The 19,499-nt window shown below is 68.8% G+C and carries 20 protein-coding genes; 9 read left to right on the top strand and 11 right to left on the bottom strand.

Translation table 11 applies throughout. The annotated features are described in order from the left end of the window. Nucleotides 1-146 precede the first annotated feature (146 nt). Entirely contained in the window at nt 147-410 is a 264-nt protein-coding gene (locus I5Q34_RS05505) for a hypothetical protein (RefSeq protein WP_199891012.1), read from the top strand. Beyond that, nucleotides 407-793, top strand: coding sequence for a hypothetical protein (locus I5Q34_RS05510; RefSeq protein ID WP_199891013.1), 387 nt, complete (start codon nt 407-409; stop codon nt 791-793). Before I5Q34_RS05505 ends, I5Q34_RS05510 begins: the two co-directional genes overlap by 4 nt. A gap of 247 nt (nt 794-1,040) precedes the next feature. Here the strand turns inward: I5Q34_RS05510 and I5Q34_RS05515 are convergent, their stop codons facing one another. Both I5Q34_RS05515 and I5Q34_RS05520 read right to left on the bottom strand, forming a co-directional pair. Then, complete coding sequence (locus I5Q34_RS05515) at nt 1,041-1,454, bottom strand: ML domain-containing protein (protein ID WP_199891014.1); 414 nt, start codon at nt 1,452-1,454, stop codon at nt 1,041-1,043. A gap of 308 nt (nt 1,455-1,762) precedes the next feature. Continuing rightward, a complete protein-coding gene (locus I5Q34_RS05520; RefSeq protein WP_199891015.1) occupies nt 1,763-2,257 on the bottom strand; it encodes a hypothetical protein in 495 nt (164 codons plus the stop codon). A 475-nt stretch (nt 2,258-2,732) separates the two neighbouring features. On the opposite strand from I5Q34_RS05520, the gene I5Q34_RS05525 reads away from it, so the two are divergent. Next, nucleotides 2,733-3,173: a hypothetical protein gene (locus I5Q34_RS05525; protein WP_234428446.1), complete on the top strand. Its 441-nt coding sequence runs from the start codon at nt 2,733-2,735 to the stop codon at nt 3,171-3,173. A gap of 78 nt (nt 3,174-3,251) precedes the next feature. Further along, on the top strand, nt 3,252-4,607 hold the full coding sequence (locus I5Q34_RS05530; RefSeq protein WP_199891016.1) for a VanZ family protein: 1,356 nt from the start codon (nt 3,252-3,254) through the stop codon (nt 4,605-4,607). Between the two features lie 235 nt (nt 4,608-4,842). On the opposite strand, the gene I5Q34_RS05535 is transcribed toward I5Q34_RS05530, so the two are convergent. From I5Q34_RS05535 to I5Q34_RS05565, 7 genes are all read right to left on the bottom strand, one after another. Then, a complete protein-coding gene (locus tag I5Q34_RS05535; RefSeq protein ID WP_199891017.1) occupies nt 4,843-5,541 on the bottom strand; it encodes a DUF4097 family beta strand repeat-containing protein in 699 nt (232 codons plus the stop codon). A gap of 300 nt (nt 5,542-5,841) precedes the next feature. Beyond that, complete coding sequence (locus tag I5Q34_RS05540; protein ID WP_199891018.1) at nt 5,842-6,843, bottom strand: DUF1259 domain-containing protein; 1,002 nt, start codon at nt 6,841-6,843, stop codon at nt 5,842-5,844. Between the two features lie 144 nt (nt 6,844-6,987). Then, nucleotides 6,988-7,551, bottom strand: a complete 564-nt coding sequence (locus I5Q34_RS05545) for an SMI1/KNR4 family protein (RefSeq protein ID WP_199891019.1) — start codon at nt 7,549-7,551, stop codon at nt 6,988-6,990. Nucleotides 7,552-7,671: 120 nt separating this feature from the next. Beyond that, nucleotides 7,672-10,227: an ABC transporter permease gene (locus tag I5Q34_RS05550; protein WP_199891020.1), complete on the bottom strand. Its 2,556-nt coding sequence runs from the start codon at nt 10,225-10,227 to the stop codon at nt 7,672-7,674. Nucleotides 10,228-10,342: 115 nt separating this feature from the next. Further along, complete coding sequence (locus tag I5Q34_RS05555; protein WP_374192982.1) at nt 10,343-11,119, bottom strand: ABC transporter ATP-binding protein; 777 nt, start codon at nt 11,117-11,119, stop codon at nt 10,343-10,345. Between the two features lie 432 nt (nt 11,120-11,551). Further along, nucleotides 11,552-12,388 (bottom strand): carbohydrate ABC transporter permease, encoded by an 837-nt coding sequence (locus I5Q34_RS05560; protein ID WP_199891021.1) that lies wholly within the window; start codon nt 12,386-12,388, stop codon nt 11,552-11,554. Nucleotides 12,389-12,425: 37 nt separating this feature from the next. Continuing rightward, nucleotides 12,426-13,031: a TetR/AcrR family transcriptional regulator gene (locus I5Q34_RS05565; protein WP_199891022.1), complete on the bottom strand. Its 606-nt coding sequence runs from the start codon at nt 13,029-13,031 to the stop codon at nt 12,426-12,428. A gap of 97 nt (nt 13,032-13,128) precedes the next feature. On the opposite strand from I5Q34_RS05565, the gene I5Q34_RS05570 reads away from it, so the two are divergent. Further along, on the top strand, nt 13,129-13,926 hold the full coding sequence (locus I5Q34_RS05570; protein ID WP_199891023.1) for an SDR family NAD(P)-dependent oxidoreductase: 798 nt from the start codon (nt 13,129-13,131) through the stop codon (nt 13,924-13,926). A gap of 21 nt (nt 13,927-13,947) precedes the next feature. Here I5Q34_RS05570 and I5Q34_RS05575 read toward each other — a convergent pair whose 3' ends face one another. Continuing rightward, on the bottom strand, nt 13,948-14,376 hold the full coding sequence (locus I5Q34_RS05575) for a CBS domain-containing protein (RefSeq protein ID WP_199891024.1): 429 nt from the start codon (nt 14,374-14,376) through the stop codon (nt 13,948-13,950). 211 nt (nt 14,377-14,587) lie between these two features. Here I5Q34_RS05575 and I5Q34_RS05580 point away from each other — a divergent pair, with 211 nt between their 5' ends. From I5Q34_RS05580 to I5Q34_RS05595, 4 genes are all read left to right on the top strand, one after another. Beyond that, nucleotides 14,588-15,373, top strand: a complete 786-nt coding sequence (locus I5Q34_RS05580) for a VOC family protein (RefSeq protein WP_199891025.1) — start codon at nt 14,588-14,590, stop codon at nt 15,371-15,373. Between the two features lie 145 nt (nt 15,374-15,518). Then, entirely contained in the window at nt 15,519-15,965 is a 447-nt protein-coding gene (locus I5Q34_RS05585; protein ID WP_199891026.1) for an MmpS family transport accessory protein, read from the top strand. A 595-nt stretch (nt 15,966-16,560) separates the two neighbouring features. Then, complete coding sequence (locus tag I5Q34_RS05590; protein ID WP_199891027.1) at nt 16,561-17,388, top strand: helix-turn-helix domain-containing protein; 828 nt, start codon at nt 16,561-16,563, stop codon at nt 17,386-17,388. 85 nt (nt 17,389-17,473) lie between these two features. Continuing rightward, a complete protein-coding gene (locus I5Q34_RS05595) occupies nt 17,474-18,523 on the top strand; it encodes a PhlD (protein WP_199891028.1) in 1,050 nt (349 codons plus the stop codon). Here I5Q34_RS05595 and I5Q34_RS05600 read toward each other — a convergent pair. Continuing rightward, a complete protein-coding gene (locus tag I5Q34_RS05600) occupies nt 18,427-19,410 on the bottom strand; it encodes a helix-turn-helix domain-containing protein (RefSeq protein WP_199891029.1) in 984 nt (327 codons plus the stop codon). The two genes, I5Q34_RS05595 and I5Q34_RS05600, sit on opposite strands and share 97 nt — an antisense overlap. Nucleotides 19,411-19,499: the final 89 nt, after the last annotated feature.

Consider the following 19,499-nt stretch of genomic DNA (forward strand, 5'->3'; position numbering starts at 1 on the left):
GCAGTCAGCGGTGCCTCATCATAGGAGTCGCCGAAGGCCGACTCCGGCATGCGACCGGCTCGGGTGTCGCCGCAGCCACTGGAGTGCCTGGTCGGGCCCGTCTCACGCTCCTCGCAGAATTGTATACGTTGACGTATACTCGACGTATGTCTGATGCGATGATTCGGGTTCCCGCCGAGGTGCGGGACCGTCTGGCAGTGATCGCGGAATCCCGGGGTACGTCGATCCGTACGCTGGTGCAGGAGTTCGCGGAATCGACGCTGACCGAGGAGGAGCGCCGTGAGCGGGCGGAACGGACCCGCGCCTACCTAGCCGAGCACTTCGGTGTCGAGGTGACGGATGAGGAGAGCGCGGCGATGGGTGCGAGGCTGCGCGAGGCCTTCGCTCGGCAGGAGGACGCTGCCGCATGATCTTGCATCATCTCGTCCTCGACACCCCGACGCTGGTGGCGTTTGCAGGGAACCGGCAGGTGTCCGCGTTGGTTCACCGGGCCCACTTCGAGACCGAGACTCGCCTGTGGGCTCCGGTGCTGTCGGTCGTGGAGGCCGACCGGGAGCACCTGGGGATCGCTGAGCACGTCGGGCAGCTGGAGGTCGTCCACACCGTGGATCTGGACTATCCGGCGGCTCTGGAGGTGGCACGGCTGCACCGTGACGGAGTGCCGCTGGGCATCGCGGCTGCGATGCATGCCGCTCGGCACCTGCCCGAGTGGGGAGCGGGCGCGCTGGTCGCGACGGTCGATCCCAAGGCGTACAAGGGTCGGGGAGTTCCTGTTTTCGATCTCACTCGCTGAGTGCTCGCCGAGCGGGGGGCTCACCGGTTTCGGGAGACGTGGCCGCTCAATGTCCTGTGCCGCTGAACCTTGACCGCTTGCCACTGAAGATTGACCGACACGAGTTCGTGTCACCGAAGATTGACCGCATCGGTCAGCGGGCGGCAGGTGGACTGCGGGGTGCCGGTCTCCGGGTGCGATCTTGACGCGCCCGCCACACGTGGCGTGTGGCGGGCGGTATTCGGGACTGGGCCGGCGGGCGTACGGGCTACCGGCGGAAGTCGATGTGCAGGTTGAGGTCCATGAAGTCCTTCTCCTCCCCGTCCCCGGTGTACGACTGGACGTAGATCCGGAAGTCCCCCTTCGGAAGCTCCCGGGGAATCGCGAAGGTCCAGGTCTGCGTCCACTCCCCGGAGGGCGCTTGGGTGTCCCCCTCCAGCTCCGCCCCCAGCATCTTCAGCACCTCGGGCAGCGTGGCCGTTTTCCGCAGCAGCGTCACGAGTCCCAGCTTCACCTGGATCTGGCACTGCACCTGGGTCAGATCGATCTGCTCCTTGAGCCGGCCGGTCATCTCCCACCGCAGGTCCTTCCCCGGTTCGGGGAAGGAGGGCGTCAGGGTGATGTCATCGATTTCGAGGACGTAGGAGTCGTCACTGCGGTCTTCGATCAAGTCGGTAGCCATGATCCAATAGTAGTCGGAGACATACGCTCTGCGTCTGACGTTCTTCAAGCTGCCCGCGATCCCAAGCCTCTGGTCGGGCCACGTCCGAGTTCTGCGTGGCGATGTCGCGCCTGGCGTGGCTCAGCGCACATGATCTCGCGTCGGTCACTCTTCAGTGGCAAGCGGTCAAGGTTCAGTGGCACAGGACACTCAATTCGCGAAGAGGCGGGTGCCTGCCCAAAGGCGGACACCCGCCGGGACCGGAGCGTCAGGCTGCCGGGGAAGACGCCCCGGACGGACGCCCGGTGCCGCTCAGAAGCGCGGCATTCTCAGCAGCTTGACGTGGGGGCTGTTGCCGGAGTTTGGAATGTCCCCTGACCGTCCACCTTGAGGAGCCCGATCGTGGGCGCACAAAGGTTGAAGTCGTCATACCTCGTGTCGGTTTCCTCTCGGGACTGGCCGGCGGAGTAGTCGTGCCATCCTCCCCAGCGCTCGCTTCCCTTGTACGAGTAGCCGAGCTTCGCGGTGACCCGGCTGCCGCTTCGCTTTTCGTAACGCGAGTGGATCACGGCTGCGGTGCCGTAGCCGCCCTTGTCGTGAAACAGGGCGCCGTTGCTCAGAGTTGTGCACACAGCGTTGTAGTCAAGGTGCCCGTCTCTGGGGCAGCTCGTGCGAAGTGTGGTGTGGGGCTTTGTGGCGGCAGTCGTGTGGGGCCCGGGCTTTGCGCTGTGCTCGGCGTGGGCTGCGGTGGTTGCTCCGAGGGCCGCCGCGGTGAGCGTGGAGACCGCAAGGAGGCGTGCAACCTTCGTCGAGAAGGTCCGCATGGATTGCTCCTCGTGTGGTTGATTTCGCAACGTCTGCTGTTGCGAAGTGCAGGGGCGAAGCATGTTTCGGTCATCGCTCCGCACGAGGGGGAAATCTAGGCCTTGTCCAGCGCAATCCTCCAGCGCAGATGAACGGGTTGGCTTGTTCTGGCAGAGGAACACGATCTTCCGTCGTGCCGTGGAGCGGTGATATCCGGGCGGGGCGGGAGTGATGTTCCGGTCGGAGCGGTGATGCTTCGACGGATGCGCTTGCTGCCGGGGCGGGTATATCAGGGGTCAGAACGAGCCAACTCGCCAATTGATGCTGGAGATTTGGTGACGCAAGGCCTTAGGTTTCCCCCTTGTGTGGAGCTGTGATTGAACAAGCTCGGCACTCGTGCAGGGAGCACCGATCCGCACTCAAGTCAAGTACTTTCACTCCCCCTGCGCTTCGCAACGGAAGGTGTTGCAACAACAACCACACGAGGAGCAACCCATGCGGACCTTCTCGACGAAGGTTGCACGACTCCTTGCGGTCTCCACGCTCACCGCAGCGGCCCTCGGGGCAACCACCGCAGCCCACGCCGACAGTGCGACCATTGTCCAGGCGGGGTGCCCCAGGGACGGGCGTCTGGGGCCCAACTATGTGTGTACTTCTCTGAGCAACGGCGCCGTCTTCCACAACAAGATGGACGACGGGAACTTCATAGCGATCCACTCGAGCTACGAAAAGCGGGGAGGCGGCCGGATAACGGCGAAGCTCGGCTATTCCCACAGAGGTAATGAGCGTTGGGGAGGATGGCACGACTACTCCGCCGGTCAGTCCCGGATGGAGGAGGACCGCAACTACGATTTCGCGTTCCTGTGCGAGCCCACGATCGGGCTGCTCAAGGTGGACGGCCAGGGGATGTTCCAGACTCCGATGGCCAGTTGCTGAGTCTCGTCTTCCCCCGCCATCCCTCATCCGGGATGGCGGGGGTGTCATTGTTTACTCCATCAAAGTGGATGCGGATCAATGCTTTCTGCGATATTCGATGGGCAGAGGGATTTCATTGTCGGTGCATCGATTTTTTCGATGGTTTCCTTCGTGGTGTGCTTTGTTGTTGCCCGCAGGGCCGGTGGCAGGGCTTGGTCCTGGGCGGCTTTCGGGGGCGCCGTTGCCGCTGAAGTGTCACTGACCTTGCTGTTCACCGGGGGCGGAGGCGCGAGCGGTCAATGTGTGATCAACAAGGATCTCGCGGAACCGTTCGCAACGGAGCAAGGGGTACTGAACGCCGCCCTGTTCGTGCCGATCGGGTTGTTCGGGGTGCTGGCCGCCAGGGCAGTTGTCCCTGTGCTCGTGGGCGGCGTGCTTCTTTCCGCTGCCACGGAGCTTCTCCAGGCGCTGGTTCCAGGAATCGGCAGGGACTGTGACAGCAGCGACCTCGAGATGAACTCCATGGGGGTCGTGGCGGGGGTTGTTGTGGCCTGGACGCTGATCCTGCTTGTGCGGCGCACCATCGAGCCACTCTCCGCAGGGGTCCGAGCCACCTCGACCGGGAGTGCGGTTGCGCTGTTGGCCGCGGGCATGGCCTGGTACTTCGGGATCACTCCTCTGGTCATGGAGGCCACGAGCATCCAGGTTGCGGGAAGCAAGGAAAAGCGGGCCGCCGAAGAAGTCATCCGTCAGACATTCGGGGATCGGTACGGCGTCGCCAACGTGCAGGTCATGCCCGGAACTTATGGCGGTGGTGACCGCCTGCTCATCGCCCTCGAAAAAGGATCGGCGGAACTCAGCTGGCCGGACCGTGAGCAACTCAGTGTAGAACTCGAGCACTCCAGCACGCCCAGCGACGCAAGTTTCCCTGTCCCCGGGGTATCTGTAAGGCCCAGAGACAAGGGCGAAGCTCTGGTGGTCGCCGAGACGTTCGCCAGGAAGACCTTCCCGTGGGGAGTCGCGAAGTCCGGAGTCGAGGTCTACCCGGTGGGCGAGAAGGCCGAGTTGGGGTGGATAGCCAGTTGGCGCCGGCGCGTCAATGGTGTTCTCATGCCGATGAGACTGGACGTACAGGTGAACAGGGCCGGGAGGATTTCCCAGATCCTCGCACGTCACGTCGATGACCCGGTGCGCCTCCCTCGCGTATTGATCAAGGAATCAGATGCGGTGGACATCGTGCGCAGGGCTCAGCATCAGCCGGCGGGCGCTGTGAAGACCGGGCGGGGAGAGCTGCTGGCGATCAAGCGGCAGGGCGAATGGCGCGCGCAGTGGTTGATCCCGTACCGGATCAAGGATCAGACCGGGCGCGCGTACGTCGATGCCACGACGGGGGAAGTCGACGACAGTGCGTCGCCGCAACAGTCGTTGCGGGCGGAGAGGACGGGAGGCAGCTGAAGTTCACCCGTACTCGGTGTAGTCCCGTCCAGCATCGGAGTGCCTGCCCCTGACCCCGTCTCCTCCGCACGGCTCGGCAAGGCGCCGTCGGACGATCGGACGCATCATGCCCTGGCTCGTCGGCTGCCGCCGCCTGCACTGCCGCTACGAGTGCAAGGCCGAGCACTTTCCGGCCTTCACCATCATGGCCTGCAGCCTTATCTGCTACACGCAGATTGACCAAATGAGATGAGTCCTAGCCTGCCGACTCCACAGTCAAGTCACCGTTCGTTGTCGACAGATCCAAGCGGTACTTGCTCGACGGGTCGTTCTCGAATGCCACCTTCTTGTCGCCGTGGGAGGTGTTCGCCGAGATCTGGTACTTGGCAGGCGGCGCCGTAACCGTGAGGCTGCCGTTGGTCGTGCGGGCCTTGATGTTCTGCGGGGTGGCCGCCTGGATCGTCACCTCGCCGTTCGACGTCTGCGTGTCGATGTCGCCACCCTTGACGTTTTTGACATCGACGTCACCGTTGGACGTGCGCAGCTTTACCGGGCCCGTCGCGCTGTTCACCGCGATCTCGCCATTGCTTACGTGCACGTCGACCGTGCCGACATCGGTCAGTGTGAGGCTGCCGTTGGACGTGTCTCCCGCCACCGCAAGACCGGCCGGCGCCTTGACGACGTAGTCGATACCGCAGTTCTTGCCGCAGCCGGAGAGCACCAGGACGCCGTTCTCGACGCTGAACGACGTGCCACTCGGCCTGTCACCGCGGTAGTTGACCTTGCGGTGCACGGAGATCGTGGAGATGTTCGCCGAAGCGTCCACCCTCACCCCGCCGTTCCTGCTGTCGAGACGGATCGAGGTGACTTTCTGGGGCACCTTGGCGTCGTCCTCGAAGGTCTTCTGGTCGAGGGCCGAGCACGCGGAGAGCCCGCTGACTGTCAGAGCAGCCAAGGCCACTGCTGCAAGGACGCGTGTCTGCCGGCGTCGCATGAAGGTCCCCCCATGTGGAGCGAGTCGGATCGGTGATCGGTCACTGCGATCCTACGCAGCTGCAATCCCGCCTCCGATGGGGAAAACCCCCGAACGCCAGGACTGGGCCGACCTTCATGGTGATCACAGCCGCCGGCCCCCTGTGGGCGTGTGGGAGGGCAAGGCGCCACATGCCGGGAGAGGTCGTACGACTCGTCCGGCACCCGGCGTTCCACGATCAGCACAAGCCCAGGCTGCCGACCAGCCCAAATGTGACGATGTCTATGAGCCGGGCGCGGGCGCCACGTTCGTGGCCGCGATCGCGGGCCGGAGGGCTCGTGCCAGGGCGACGGCGTCGCCGACCGCCCAGAGGTGGAGGAAGAAGAGGCGCGGTTCGTCCATGAGGCCGTGGTTGTGCAGTTCGACCAGGTCGATCGAGCCGCGGCGCAGGGCGACGATGACGTCCTGCACCTCCTTGCCGGTCATGGCGAAGTCGCCGCTGAGCGCGGCGCGGCCGTCGCCCAGCGGCTGGAAGGTGAAGGCGGTGGTCGCCCCCAGGCCGGGAGGCAGGGCGTGGTCCTCGTCCACGATGGTTTCGCGGCGGATGAACGTGCAGACATGGACGCCGTTGGCGGTGGTTCCCGGGACGCCCAGTGCGGCGTCGATCCCCGCGGTGTCCAGGTCGATCGGGCACGGGCCGGTCGGCGGGGGAGGGGGCGGGGTACCCGTCTCCTCCACGACGCTGCGCAGGCGCCGGGCCAGGTCGGCGGGGTCGCGGCCGTGGGTGTGGACGTGGGTCCACCAGAGCGGCGGGGCGTGGGCCAGCAGGTGCTTGTGGATGGCGGTCTGCAGGAATCCGTGCCGGTGCAACGCGTCGGTGAGCTTCTGCAGCAGGCACTCGGTGATGATCAAGTCGCCCATGACCAGGGTGCTTCCGTCGTCGTAGCGGACGAACGAGGCGTGGGAGCCGAGCGCGAGGGCGGTGGCGACAGTGATTCCGTGGGAGACGACGTGGAGATCCCAGCGGGGGAAGGCCGTGTGGTAATAGAGGCCGCGGATCATGTTGCCGGGGCGGCCGAGGACGGCGGCGACCCCGGCCCAGGTCTTCGTGGTCGAAGGAACCGGGGTGGCGGGACGGCCCGGTGCCGGGTGAGAGGAATCGGCGCGGGAGTCGACGACTCCCAGTCTCGCGGCCGCGGGCGTCAGCGCTGCCAGGGCCAGCAGATTCCGCCGGCGCATCCCGGGTTCCCGGTCCGCGTCGTCGTGTGGCTGGTGTGTGCTCATCCCGGCCACCCTTTTTAACGGGTCGGAACAGGTTTAACGGGTCGGAACAGGCGGCCGGGTTCGCGCACGAGCCGGCCTTTCCCGAATGTGTTCCCCTCCTTACTCTTCGCAAACGGGTGTGTGCTGGGTGTGAAGGACCCGTGGTCAGTCCGCCCGGCGGCTCCATATCTCGGCGTTGGGCTCGAAACGGTGTTGCTCGGCAGGGAAGCCGGAAAAGTAGAACGAGGTGATCCCGCCGGTGAGGATGCCCAGCAGGAACTCGGCCGCCGAAGCGTCGTCATGCTCCCAGAGCGGGCCTCGGCCCTCGTTGAAGATGACTGTCCAGTCGTCCGGATCGATGCCGGGGCGGGCGATCCAGTAGAGGTACGCGCCGCTGCCTTCCATGTAGGCGAACGGAAGGACGTCGACGGCGCCGTCCGGGCAGGTCAGGAGCTCGGGGGGCTTCGGCTCGCCGCCCGCCCACAAGTCGCCCAGTATTTCGGCGCGTTCACGGGCCATGCCGATCAGGTCGTAGTCGGGGTCGGCGCAATCGGGTTCCAGGAGCCGGATTTCCTCGTCCAGGATTCCGCCTCCGTAGACGTCGACGAGTTCCTTGTAGTCGTCGGGGAGTCGGCTGCCGAGTCGCTTCTCGATGTCGGCCCAGTCGCGCGGGGCGGGTGGCTGCGGAGGCGGGACGAGGGCGGTGAGTTGGCGTACGGCGGGGTGCAAAGCGTGGCTCCTGGATGCGGGTTGTGGCCGTTTACGAAAGGGTATCCGGCGGTGTGCGCGGGCAAATGGGGTGTGCGGCACGCGGAAATCCGCGTGCCGCACACCCCATTCAGCCCGTTCTCACTGCGCGCCGATCGACTCCAGCATGTTCAGCTTCGCCGCCCTGCGGGCCGGCCACACGGCCGCCAGCACGCCCACCGCGAGGGCCAGCAGGAGGAAGATCCCGATCCGGCCCCACGGCACGATCATCTCGTACGTCGGGAACGACGACCGCAGGATGTGACCGCCCGACCAGGCGAGGAAGATGCCGAGGCCGACGCCCAGCACCGCGCCGAACATCGCGATCATCACGGACTCCAGGCGCACCATCTGCTTCACCCCGGAGCGGGCCAGGCCGATCGCGCGGAGCATGCCGATCTCGCGGGTCCGCTCGAAGACCGACATGGCCAGGGTGTTGACGACGCCGATCACCGCGATCACCACGGCCATGCCCAGCAGGCCGTACATCAGGAAGAGGACGTCGTCGATGTTGCCCGCGCTCTCGCGCCGCAGGTCGTCCTGGCTCTGCACCTTGATCAGCGGGTTGGCGCCGAGCGACTTGCGGATGGTGTCGGGCAGCTCGCCGGCCTTGCCGGGGGCGGCCTTCACCAGGACTTCCTGGTCGAGCACCTTGTCCAGGTGCGGGTTGACGAAGGACGGCGTGCCCATGACGTCGCTCAGCACGTCGTTCTTGGCGTAGACGGCGACGACGCGGGCGGTGCCCTTCTTCCCGTCGTAGAACTCCATGGGCAGGGACGAACCGATGCGCAGCGAGCGCTGCTTCGCGTACTCGTCGGAGACGGCGACGGACTTGCCGCGCACCGCGGCGAGCGAGCCCTCGCGCACCTTGAGGTCCGTGACCTTGCCGATCGACGCGACGTCCGTGGCCCGCAGGCCGGCCGGGGTGTTGTCCGACTGGAAGCCGGTCATGCGGAGCGGGACGGCGGCGTCGACGCCAGGCTGCTCGGCGAGGGTGCGCGCGACGTCGGGGGACAGGCCGCCGAAGCCCGACGAGGTGACCTTGTAGTCGGCGGTCAGGTCCTGGCTGCCCATCCGGTCCACGCCCCGGTCGGCGGAGATCGCGACCACGGTGAAACCGGTGATGAGGGTGAGGCCGATCATCAGCGCCGAGGCGGTGGCGGCGGTGCGGCGCGGGTTGCGGAGCGCGTTCCGGCGGGCGAGCATGCCGCTCACGCCGGTCAGCCGGTCCGTGACCTTGCCGAAGAGGGCGACGAACGGCCGGGAGAGCAGCGGGGCCAGGACGATCACGCCGGTGAGGGTGATCGCCGAGCCCGCCATGGCCGCGGTCAGACCGCCGGAGTCGCGGAACGTCGTGACGTAGAGCATGATCGCCACGCCGAGGGCGGTGATCGCGCCGCCGAGGGAGTTGCGCAGCACCAGGCTGCGGGGGGTCGCGGGCTGGTCCACGGCGGACAGTGCCTCGACCGGGGCGATCCGCGCGGCCTTGCGGGAGGGCAGCCAGGCGGCGAGGACGGTCACGAGGACGCCGACGGCGAGGGCGGAGAGAGCGGCCGTCGGCTCGATGACCAGCGGGCCCTCCGGCAGGCTCGCGCCGGTCGAGTCGAGGACGGAGCGCAGGCCGACGGCGATGCCGAGGCCGAGGACGAAGCCGACGGCGGACGCGACGAGGCCCAGCAGGCCGGCCTCGATCAGCACCGAGCGCACGACCTGGCGGCGCGAGGCGCCCACCGCGCGCAGCAGCGCGATCTCGCGGGTGCGCTGGGCGATGAGCATGGTGAAGGTGTTGGCGATGATGAAGACGCCGACGAAGAGGGCGATCCCGGCGAACACGAGGAAGGTGTTCCGGATCGACTTGGTCTCCTTGTCGATGATCTTCGACTGCTCGGCGGCGAGGGCCTTGCCGCTCTGCGCGCCGAAGCCCTTCGGGAGGGCGGAGCGGACCTTGGCGGCCAGGGCGTCCTGGTCGGTGCCCGGCGTGGCGGAGACGACGAGCTCGGTGAACTCGCCCTTCTTGCCGAGGAGTTTCTGGGCGGTCGGGGTGTCGAAGAGGGCGAGGCTGCCGCCGGACTCGACGCGGGGGTCGTCGGTGCCGACGATGCCGACCAGCTTCTTGGTGATCACCGGGCCGTCGATGGCCAGGCGGACGGTGCCGCCGAGCTTCACGCCGGCCTTGTCGGCGGTGCGGGCGTCGAGGGCGACCTCGTCGCCGGCGGCCGGACCGCGGCCGCTGCGCAGGGGATAGCGGCGGTCCTTGCCGCCGTTGTCCTTGTCCGGGACGTAGTTGGCGCCCTCGCTGCCCCATTCGCGGCCGGCGGGGTTGCCGTCCTTGTCGGCGACGGTGGTGGTGCCGTGGACGGACGGGCGGACGTGGGTCACGCCGGGGATGGCGCGGATCTTGTCGACGGTCCTGGTGGTGAGGGCGCCGCTTGCGTTGCCCGGACCGCCCGAGCCGCCCGGACCGCCCGGACCGCCTTCCGTGACGGAGACGGCGACGTCGTCGAGGCTCTTCGCGGTCTTGTTGCGGAAGGCGGAGCCGACGGAGTCGCTGAAGACGAGGGTGCCGGAGACGAAGGCGGTGCCGAGGAGGACCGCGAGGGCGGTCATCAGGAGGCGGGCCTTGTGGGCGAGGAGGTTGCGGAGGGCTGTGCGCAGCACGGGTGGGTGTCCTGGGGGTCGGGTGTCCTGGTGCGGGTGGGGTGTTGGGGTTTTGTTCCCCGGCCCCGCCCGGGGGCGACGCGGCTCGGCCGCGTTCGTCGTCCGGCGGGCTCGGTCAGTTCGTGCGGCCCTTGGCCTCGAAGGCCTTCATGCGGTCCAGGACCGCCTCCGCCGTCGGGCGGTGGAGCTCGTCCACGATGCTGCCGTCCGCCAGGAAGAGCACGCGGTCCGCGTACGAGGCGGCCACCGGGTCGTGCGTCACCATGACGACCGTCTGCTCCAGGGCCCGTACCGACTCCGCGAGGAAGCCCAGGAGTTCGGCGCCCGAGCGGGAGTCGAGGTTGCCCGTGGGCTCGTCCGCGAAGATGATCTCCGGCTTGGCGGTGAGCGCGCGGGCCACGGCCACGCGCTGCTGCTGGCCGCCGGAGAGCTGGTTCGGCCGGTGGCCGAGGCGGCCGGACAGGCCCAGGGTCGTCACGATCTGCCCGAGCCACTCGGGGTCGGGCTTCCGGCCCGCGATGTCCATCGGCAGGGTGATGTTCTCCAGCGCCGTGAGCGTCGGCAGGAGGTTGAACGCCTGGAAGACGAAGCCCACCTTGTCCCGGCGCAGCCGGGTCAGCTGCCGGTCGCCGAGCGAGGCGAGCTCGGTGTCGCCGATGACGGTGGAGCCGGAGGAGACGGTGTCCAGGCCGGCCATGCAGTGCATGAGCGTCGACTTGCCGGAGCCGGACGGGCCCATGATCGCCGTGAACTCGCCCCGGCGGAACTCGACGGAGACCGAGTCCAGCGCGGTCACCCGGGTCTCCCCGTGGCCGTAGACCTTGCTCAGGCCGGTGGCGCGGGCGACGACGGTGCCGGCGCGGGGGGTGGTCAGGGGGGCCGTTGGGGACACGGGGGCTCCTCGGGGGAGGGGGGACGGTGAGCTCCTCCCATCCTCGGGGGGCGGGGGTGGGGTGGGCGTCGGCCGGAGGACCGGAATGTGGGGTCGCACTTTGGGGTGGGGGAGGGGTGGGGCGTAGTCCTTGAGATGTACGTGGGCAGCGCGGGGCGTGTGTGGGTGGGTGCGGGCTCGCGGGGGGCGGTTTGGTTTGCCCCTGCCCCGCCCCCAGAGGGGGCACCCCCACTTTCACCGTTTCTCGCCGCGCTCCGCGCGGGGCAACGCGGCTTCGCCGCGTTCGTCCTCAAACGCCGGACGGCTGATTCCCGCGCCCGGGCGCGCATTCAGCCCGTCCGGCGTTTGAGGACATCGCCCGAGGGGCGGAGCCCCGGAAGAAACGGCGAAAGGGCGGGGCAGGGGCAAAACCAACTCACCCGCCCCGCAGGGCTACCCCTTCACCGCCCCACCCAGCGCGAAGCCCCCGCCGATCCTCCGCGCCACCACCGCGTACAGCAGCACCACCGGCGTCGAGTACAGGATCGAGAACGCCGCCAGCTGGCCGTAGGCCACCTGTCCGTAGCTCCCGAAGAACGTGAAGACCGTGACCGACGCCGGCAGCTGGTCCGGGGAGAGCAGGAGCAGGAACGGGACGAAGAAGTTTCCCCACATCAGCGCGAAGCAGTAGACCGCCACCACCCCCACCCCCGGGCCCATCAGCGGTAGCACCACCCACGTCAGTGTGCGCAGCCGGCCTGCGCCGTCCGTCCAGGCGGCCTCCTCCAGCGATCGGGGCACGCCGTCCATGAAGGTCTTCATCAGCCAGATGGCGAAGGGGAGTTGGGCGGCGGCCAGGAAGAGGATCGTGCCGCCCATGGTGTCGATGAGGTTGACCCGGACGAACAGCCCGTAGACCGGCACCATGATCGCCGTGATCGGGAGGCACGTGGTGAACAGGACGGTCAGCAGGTAGGGGCGGACGAGACGGGAGCGGAAGCGGGACAGCGGGTACGCCGCGAGGGCCGCGCAGGCCACGGTCAGCGCGGCCGCCCCGCCGCACAGCACCAGGCTGTTGAGCATCGGCGTGAAGGTGATCTCGTCGGTCAGGACGGCGGAGAAGTTCTCCGTCGTCGCCGGCGACGGGGCCCGTACGCGCAGCCCGGCCCCGCCGTCCACGGAGGCCAGCACCAGCCACACCAGCGGGAGCGCGAACGCGGCGGCCGCGACGATCAGCGCCGCGTCGGCGGCCAGGCGGTGGCGGGTGCGGCGGGAGAGGAGCGGTGGCATACGGCAGGCACCTCCGCCCCGGAGCGTAGCGAGGCGCTCAGGGCGCGGGGAAGGTGCCTCGGGGCGAGGGGAAGGCGCTCATCGCGATGTCGACCGCCCGGTGCAGCTCCTCCGGCGTCGCCCCGCCCGCCGCCTGCACGGCCACGCCGTACCAGACGAGGCCGACGAACTGGGCCAGCCCGCGCACGTCGGCGTCCGGCGCCAAGTCGCCGTCCCGCCGGGCCTGTTCGAAGCGGCGGCAGAGCGCGGCCTCGGCGGCGTGCCGCCGGGCGGCCGTCTCGTCGCGGACGGCGCCGGCCTGCTCGCCGGTGGCCAGTGCGCCCTGCACCATCAGGCACCCGGGGGCGTCCCCGCCCGTGGCCGCGGCGACCGTCCCGCGCAGCAGGGTCTCGGCGCAGGCGCGCGCAGTGGGCTGCTCGAACGCCTCGCGCACATGGTCCGCGCGGTCCGCGTAGCGGTCGAGGGCCTTGCGGTAGAGGGACTCCTTGTTGCCGTACGCGGCGTACAGGCTCGGGCGGTTGATGCCCATCGCCGCGGTGAGGTCGGAGAGCGCCGTCCCCTCGTAGCCCTGTCGCCAGAAGACGGCGACGGCGCGGTCCAGTCGTTCGTCGAGGTCGAACTCGCGCGGTCGTCCGGTCGTCATGCCCTGCCTCCGTGACCCCGTTCCCACTTCTGTACCGATCGATATGATACCTTCTCGCTGTTGCGTACCGAGCAGTACAGAACTAGGGGAGGCTGTCATGCCGGAGAAGACGGAAAAGACGGAAAAGACGGAGAAGGCGGAGAAGGCGGAGAAGGCGCTCAAGGGCAAGGTCGCGCTGGTCACCGGAGGCTCGCGGGGCATCGGCGCGGCGACGGCGCGGGTACTGGCCGAGGCGGGGGCGGACGTGGCGATCGGTTACGCGGCGTCCGCGGACCGGGCCGCGGAGGTCGTGCGGGAGCTGGAGGCCAAGGGCGTACGGGCCGCCGCGTACCGCGCCGACCTGGGCGACCCCGGGCAGGTGGCCCGCCTCGTCGCCGGCGTGGCCGAGGACTTCGGCCGGCTGGACGTCCTCGTCAACAACGCCGGGGTGATGGCGCGGGCCGCGGTGGACGACGCCGGTGCCGACATCGCCGCCCTGGACCGGCAGTTCGCGGTCAACACCGGCGGCGTCGTGGCCGCGATACGGGCGGCGGCCGGCCTCCTGGAGGAGAACGGCCGCATCATCACCATCGGTTCGAACCTCGCCAGCCGCACGGCGTTCCCGGGCGTCGCCGACTACGCGGCGGCCAAGGCGGCCGTCGTCGGCTACAGCAAGGGGGCCGCGCGGGACCTCGGCCCCCGGGGGATCACGGTCAACGTGCTCCAGGCCGGCTCCACGAACACGGAGATGAACCCCGAGGACGCGCCCAAGGCGGACCTCCAGCGGTCGGTCAACGCCCTGGGGCGCTACGCACGGCCCGAGGAGATCGCGTTCGGCGTCCTCTTCCTGGCCAGTCCGCAGGCCTCGTTCGTGACCGGCGCGGTCCTCGACGTCGACGGCGGCGCGCTGGCGTGACCGGGCCCGGCCCGGCGGGTGTCAGGTCTGCGGCGGCGACGAGTAGACCTGCGCCGCGAACGCGTGCACCTTGTCCTCCGGCAGGTTCCGCGCCACGTCCGCCTCGCTGATCATCCCGACCAGCTTCTTGTTCTCGATCACGGGGAGCCGGCGGATGTGGTGCTCGCCCATCTCCCTGACGACGTCCTCCACGCTGGCGTTGGCGTCGATCCAGCGCGGCGTGCCCTGGACGAGGTCGGCCGCGGTGCACTGCGAGGGGTCGTGGCCCTCGGCCACGCACTTCACGACGATGTCGCGGTCGGTGATGATCCCGCACAGCCGCTCGTTCTCGTCGCTGACGGGCAGCGCGCCGACGTGGAGGCGGCGCATCCGCTGCGCGGCGTGGAGCAGTGTCTCCGTCTTGGGGATCCACTGCGCGCCCTCGTGCATGATCTCCTTGGCTGTGGTCATGGTGTCCCTCCTGTCTGCCGCCCCGTTCTGAGCGGGTGCCCCGCCCGGTGCGTGGTGAGCCCGGACGGGGCACGCCGACCATCCATCCCCTCCATGGTTGCTCCGCCGCCGGGGATCGGCGACCGGGCGGGGCGGTGCCGCCGGTGCCAGACTGGGACGAAAGGTGCCCTCGCGCATCGTGTCGTCCGTCCGGAGAGGGGGCGTGTTCCCCATGCTCACCACCGACTTCGTCGCCGGGGCGCCCAACTGGATCGACCTGGGCAGCCCCGACACCGGGCAGGCCGCCGGCTTCTACACGTCCGTCCTCGGCTGGGACTTCGCGTCGGCGGGGCCCGGCGCGGGCGGCTACGGCTTCTTCCGGAAGGACGGCGCCACGGTCGCCGCGCTCGGTCCGCTGACGGAGGAAGGCGTTTCGTCGGCGTGGACCGTCTACTTCCAGTCGCCCGACGCGGACGCCACGGCCAAGTCCGTGGAAAAGGGCGGCGGTACGGTCCGGGTGGCGCCGTCCGACGTCATGGACGCGGGGCGGATGGGCTGCTTCACCGACCCCGGCGGGGCCGAGTTCGCCGTCTGGCAGCCGGCCGGGGTCGGCGGCCTGGAGCGGACGTCGGAGGAGGGCGCGCTGTGCTGGGTCGAGGCGCACGTGCCCGACCCGACCGTCGAATACGCCTTCTACCGGGGCGTGTTCGGGTGGCGGGCCGTGGACATGGAGGTGCCCGGGCTGGTGTACAAGGTGCTGTCCACCGCCGAGGGCGACCAGCAGGAGGCGGCCTTCGGCGGCATGGCACCGCTCCTGGAGGGCGACCGGCCGTGCTGGATTCCGTACTTCTGCGTCGGCGACCCGGACGCGACGGTCGTGGCGGCGGAGGTCGGCGGCGGTTCGGCGCGGATGGCGCCGGCGGACGTGGCCGGCGTGGGCCGGATCGCCTGGATCGAGGATCCGTCCGGGGCGGTGTTCGCCGTCATCAGGCCGGACCGGCCGGCGGCGGCCGCGTAATCCCTGTCATCCGTAATCCCTGTCGTCTCCGACGGGCTTGCCTTTGACGGGGTTTGTTGCGGATAGGACTTGTTTTTACCTTTGCTTTGCGTTTAGATCGGCTCCGCCTGATCATCCGTGCTTGCCCCGAAAGGTCCCCGTACTCGTGAAGCGTTCCGTCCGTCATGCCCTCTCCGCCCTGGCGCTGGCCGGTCTCGCCGTGACCGCCGCGGCCGGGTGCGGGGCCGGGGACTCCGTGAAGAAGGCCGTCGAGGAGGTCGAGCAGTCGGCCTCGGCTGCGGCCGACGAGGTCGAGAAGAAGGCCAACGGACCCTTCGAGGTGACCTACGAGGTCACGGCCGACCAGCCGCTGGACTCCGTCGAGTACGAGGAGGGCCGCGAGGCGCAGAAGGCCGTGGAGTCCCCGAAGGCTCCGTGGCGGACGACGGTGACGCTGAAGGACATGACGCCGCCGAGCGTGATGGCCACCGGTGCGGAGGAGAGCGGGTCGGTCACCTGCCGGATCCTCTACAAGGGCAAGGTCATCAAGGAGAAGACGGCGAAGGGGGAGTTCGCGAGTGCGTCGTGCGTGGCGGTGGCGCCGCGGCTGTAGTGCGGGGTGGTGCGTTGTTTTCGGTGCGTTCGGTGCGTTCGGTGCGTTCGGTGCGTTCGGTGCGCGGGCCGGGCGCGGCGCCCTGTGGGGAGGGTGCCGCCGGCCCGGCGGGTGCGGCGTGGGTACCCCTTCCGGTCGCTCAACTACCCGTGCGGGCCTGAGAGTTCGCGTACGCCGCGCTGGGGTGCGGGGCGGCGGACGGGAGTGACCGGGGTGGGATCTGCCGCTGATTGATCGGAGGGCCAGCCATCACTTCGCGAGGATGTCTTTTCAGCCAGAGGCTGTACGGCTAGCGTCCCAAGCTGTGCAGAGATGTCCGAAGTGAGGGCGTAAACCCGAACGTGGCAGCTGCCGTCGTATGAGCTCCGCCCATTGCCGCCATTTCCCGTCGAACGATGACCGCATCTTCCCCTCCCGTAACAGCCGGATCACTCGCGGTGTGCGAGAAAAAGGGTTCGATCACCCCCGTAGGCCGAACCCTGAGTTCGATGATGCAGGAGAGATACGATCATTACTTCGGGGAACTTTTCCCAAGAAAAATCATCCGACCAAAGCGGCTTCCCTTCGGGGGGAGGCCGTGGTAAGGGGGGAATCCGTGGACAAAGGAGCGCTTCAGCAGCTTTTGCGTGAGCGGAGAGCGGCTGTCACACCGGAAGAGTACGGATTGACCCGCCCCTCGCGACAGGGGCGACGCGCTCCTGGTCTGAGCCAATCGCAGATGGACCAGCTGCTGCACCGCACCCACGGGACGTACAACCGTTTGGAGGCGGGCAACTACCCGAATCCGCCCGAGGAATTATTGCGGGACGTGGCCCGGCTGCTGGCCTTCAATGAGCACGAGTGGACGTTGCTGTGGCTCTACACGATGCACCGCGACCCTCCCACCCCCCTCCACCCGACCTCCGGTACGCAGGTGCGGGACGCGTGGGGAACCGTGGTGCAGAGCATTTCCCACATCGCCTACATCAGTGACCAGAGCTGGCAGGTCGTGACGTACAACGACGCCTTCGCGGCCATGTTCCCCGACCGGAAGGTCTGTGCGAACACCATGCGCTGGATGGTGCTCGATCCCTCCGCGCGCGACGTGTTGGCAGGCTGGGAGGACCACTGGCTGCCGATGGCCCTGCCCCAGATGCGGGCCGCCGTCGCCGCGCTGCCGCACGACGAGACACTCGCCGAACTCGAGGCGGACATCCTCGCCGACCCCATCGCCGGCCCCCTGTACAAGGCCGGTGGCGGCGGTGCGTTCGCCCACCCCGACGGCGACGAACGGCCCCTCAATCACGCGGAACTCGGAAAGGGCTGGGTGACGCTCTGTGCCGCTGAACCGCTGTCGCATCCCCGTGTCCGCCTGATGGTGATGATCTTCCATCCGGGCGAAGAGCGCCGGAACGCCCCCCAGACCGTTCTGCGAGCGCCGTGAACAAGAAATCTTCCACAAACGCAGGGGACTTACTGCCCCTGCGGCTCCGGCCAGTTCCCCACCTCACCGATCCGTGGAGGCTCCGTTGTCCGCATATGTTGCGCGCCCCGCCATAGCCCTGCCCCAGCACATCGTCACGTTGGACGACATCTGTGACGACATCGCGCGCCATCACTCCGGCCATCCGCGCCTGGCGACCTACATGAGGGTCGCGCGGGCGGCCGGTGTCAACACCCGTAGGTTTACCCGGCCCCTCAACTCCCCCACGGTCTCCGGATCGGCCACGATCGCGGAGCGCAACCTGGTGGCCTTCGAGGACTCCGCCCGCCTTGCCGAGGAGGCAGCCCGCGCGGCCATGGCCAACGCCGGTCTGGAGCCCTCCGACATCGACGCCGTGGTCACCAGCCACACCACGTCCTGGACCACGCCGGGACTCGACGTCCACCTGGTCAACACCCTGGGCCTGCGTCCCGACGTCCGCCGGACGCCGATGGCCTCGCTCGGCTGCGGCGGCGGGGCCCAGGCCCTGAGCCGTGCCGCCGACGACGTGACCGCGCGACCCGGCAGCCGGGTACTGGTGGTCGCGGCCGAGACGCTCAGCACGGTCTACCGCCACGAGGACGACGGACTCGGATCCATGATCTACAAGGCGCTGTTCGGCGACGGCGCCGGAGCGTGCGTCGTCACCGACGTGCCACTGGGCCCGGGTTTCCGCATCGACGCCTGCTGGGAGTATCTGCTGCCCGACAGCCTCGACCGCTACTGGTGCACCGTGGACGAGCTGGGCCTGCACTTCGACTCCACGCGCAAGGCCGTCAACGCCACCGACGAGGTCATGCCACCGCTCGTCCGCTGGCTGGACGGCCCGGGCGGAGCGCGCCCCGAATGGGCCGTCGTCCATGCCGGCGGACCGCGCATCCTCGAGGACGCGGCCAAGGGGCTCGGCGTCGAGGAGAAGGTGCTGCGGCACTCCTGGGGCAGCCTGGAGGACTGCGGGAACCTCGGGGGCGTGTCCGTCCTCGACGTCCTGGCCCGTACTTACGAGGAACCTCCGGCACCGGGTGCGCCGGGGCTGCTGACCGCCTTCGGCCCGGGGTTCTTCGCGGCCGCCTGCCGCGGAGTCTGGTGCGACTGAGCCGCCCGTCCCTGCGACCGCGCTGACAGGGCGGGGAAGAAGTCTGCCGGATCGCGCCCGGCCACCGGCCACCGGCCGGGAAGGGCGGGTTGCCGTGGCGCGCCCTCCGGCCGGAACAGCAGTTGGTAGAGCCGTGTCCCACGGGAGCCGAGCGGTGCGCACACCGAGACGGTGACCCACCCGGGGCCCAGTTCGGTGTGGTGCAGCGGTCGTTCGGCCCCGTCGGGATGGGCGTGGCCCGGCCGGATACTGGTGAACAGGTCCCGGGTCCTGGGGTCGGCCAGGCACTGGTCGGCCAGCGCGCGCAGGGTCCGGTTGTTGCCGGTCTGGGCGAGGGCCGCCCGCAGCTGGGGTGCGACCATCGGGGCCCAGCTGGTCTCCCAGTCGGTGAGCACCCTGTCGCGCGCGTCGTCGCTGAACAGCATCCAGTGCATGGTGTTGTGCGGGGCGAGCCGACCGGGGAAGATCGCGGCGAACGCCTCGTTGTAGGCGAGGACGTTCCACTCCAGGTCGCACAGGTAGGAAATGACCGGGAACGCGTTCATCATCTGCATCCAGTGGGCGGGCACGCTCACCTCGCCGTCCCTGGTGAGCGGGTACGGAGGCTGTTCCCCCCGGGCGTACCCGTAGAAGACGACCCATTCCTCCTCCGTGAGACCCAGGATATCCGCAACATCCCGCAAATACTCGGGGGTTGGGTTGTCCAGGACCCCGCGCTCCAGCTTTCCGTACGTACCCGGGGCGCGGAGGAGCAGGTCGTCCATCTGGGCCTGTGTCAGCCCGGGGGACTTCCGGCCCCGGGGGTCCAGGCGTATCAGGCCGAGACTCTCGGGTTTGATGGCCGCCCGACGCTCGGTGAGCATCTGGCGCAGTACCTCCGCGTCCATGAGGTGACTCCCTTTCTACACCCGGGATTGCCGCTTTTCGAGGTGCTGGTGTCACCTGAAAAACGCCGGGCCGATGTTAGAGCGGTACG

It is taken from the genome of Streptomyces sp. AV19 (genome assembly GCF_015999245.1).
Classification (GTDB): domain Bacteria; phylum Actinomycetota; class Actinomycetes; order Streptomycetales; family Streptomycetaceae; genus Streptomyces.

Coding starts and splice junctions, on each gene's coding strand:
- I5Q34_RS05505 (WP_199891012.1), top strand. CDS start 147: ATGTCTGATGCGATGATTCGGGTTCCCGCCGAGGTGCGGGACCGTCTG.
- I5Q34_RS05510 (WP_199891013.1), top strand. CDS start 407: ATGATCTTGCATCATCTCGTCCTCGACACCCCGACGCTGGTGGCGTTT.
- I5Q34_RS05515 (WP_199891014.1), bottom strand. CDS start 1,454: ATGGCTACCGACTTGATCGAAGACCGCAGTGACGACTCCTACGTCCTC.
- I5Q34_RS05520 (WP_199891015.1), bottom strand. CDS start 2,257: ATGCGGACCTTCTCGACGAAGGTTGCACGCCTCCTTGCGGTCTCCACG.
- I5Q34_RS05525 (WP_234428446.1), top strand. CDS start 2,733: ATGCGGACCTTCTCGACGAAGGTTGCACGACTCCTTGCGGTCTCCACG.
- I5Q34_RS05530 (WP_199891016.1), top strand. CDS start 3,252: ATGCTTTCTGCGATATTCGATGGGCAGAGGGATTTCATTGTCGGTGCA.
- I5Q34_RS05540 (WP_199891018.1), bottom strand. CDS start 6,843: ATGAGCACACACCAGCCACACGACGACGCGGACCGGGAACCCGGGATG.
- I5Q34_RS05560 (WP_199891021.1), bottom strand. CDS start 12,388: ATGCCACCGCTCCTCTCCCGCCGCACCCGCCACCGCCTGGCCGCCGAC.
- I5Q34_RS05565 (WP_199891022.1), bottom strand. CDS start 13,031: ATGACGACCGGACGACCGCGCGAGTTCGACCTCGACGAACGACTGGAC.
- I5Q34_RS05570 (WP_199891023.1), top strand. CDS start 13,129: ATGCCGGAGAAGACGGAAAAGACGGAAAAGACGGAGAAGGCGGAGAAG.
- I5Q34_RS05575 (WP_199891024.1), bottom strand. CDS start 14,376: ATGACCACAGCCAAGGAGATCATGCACGAGGGCGCGCAGTGGATCCCC.
- I5Q34_RS05580 (WP_199891025.1), top strand. CDS start 14,588: ATGCTCACCACCGACTTCGTCGCCGGGGCGCCCAACTGGATCGACCTG.
- I5Q34_RS05600 (WP_199891029.1), bottom strand. CDS start 19,410: ATGGACGCGGAGGTACTGCGCCAGATGCTCACCGAGCGTCGGGCGGCC.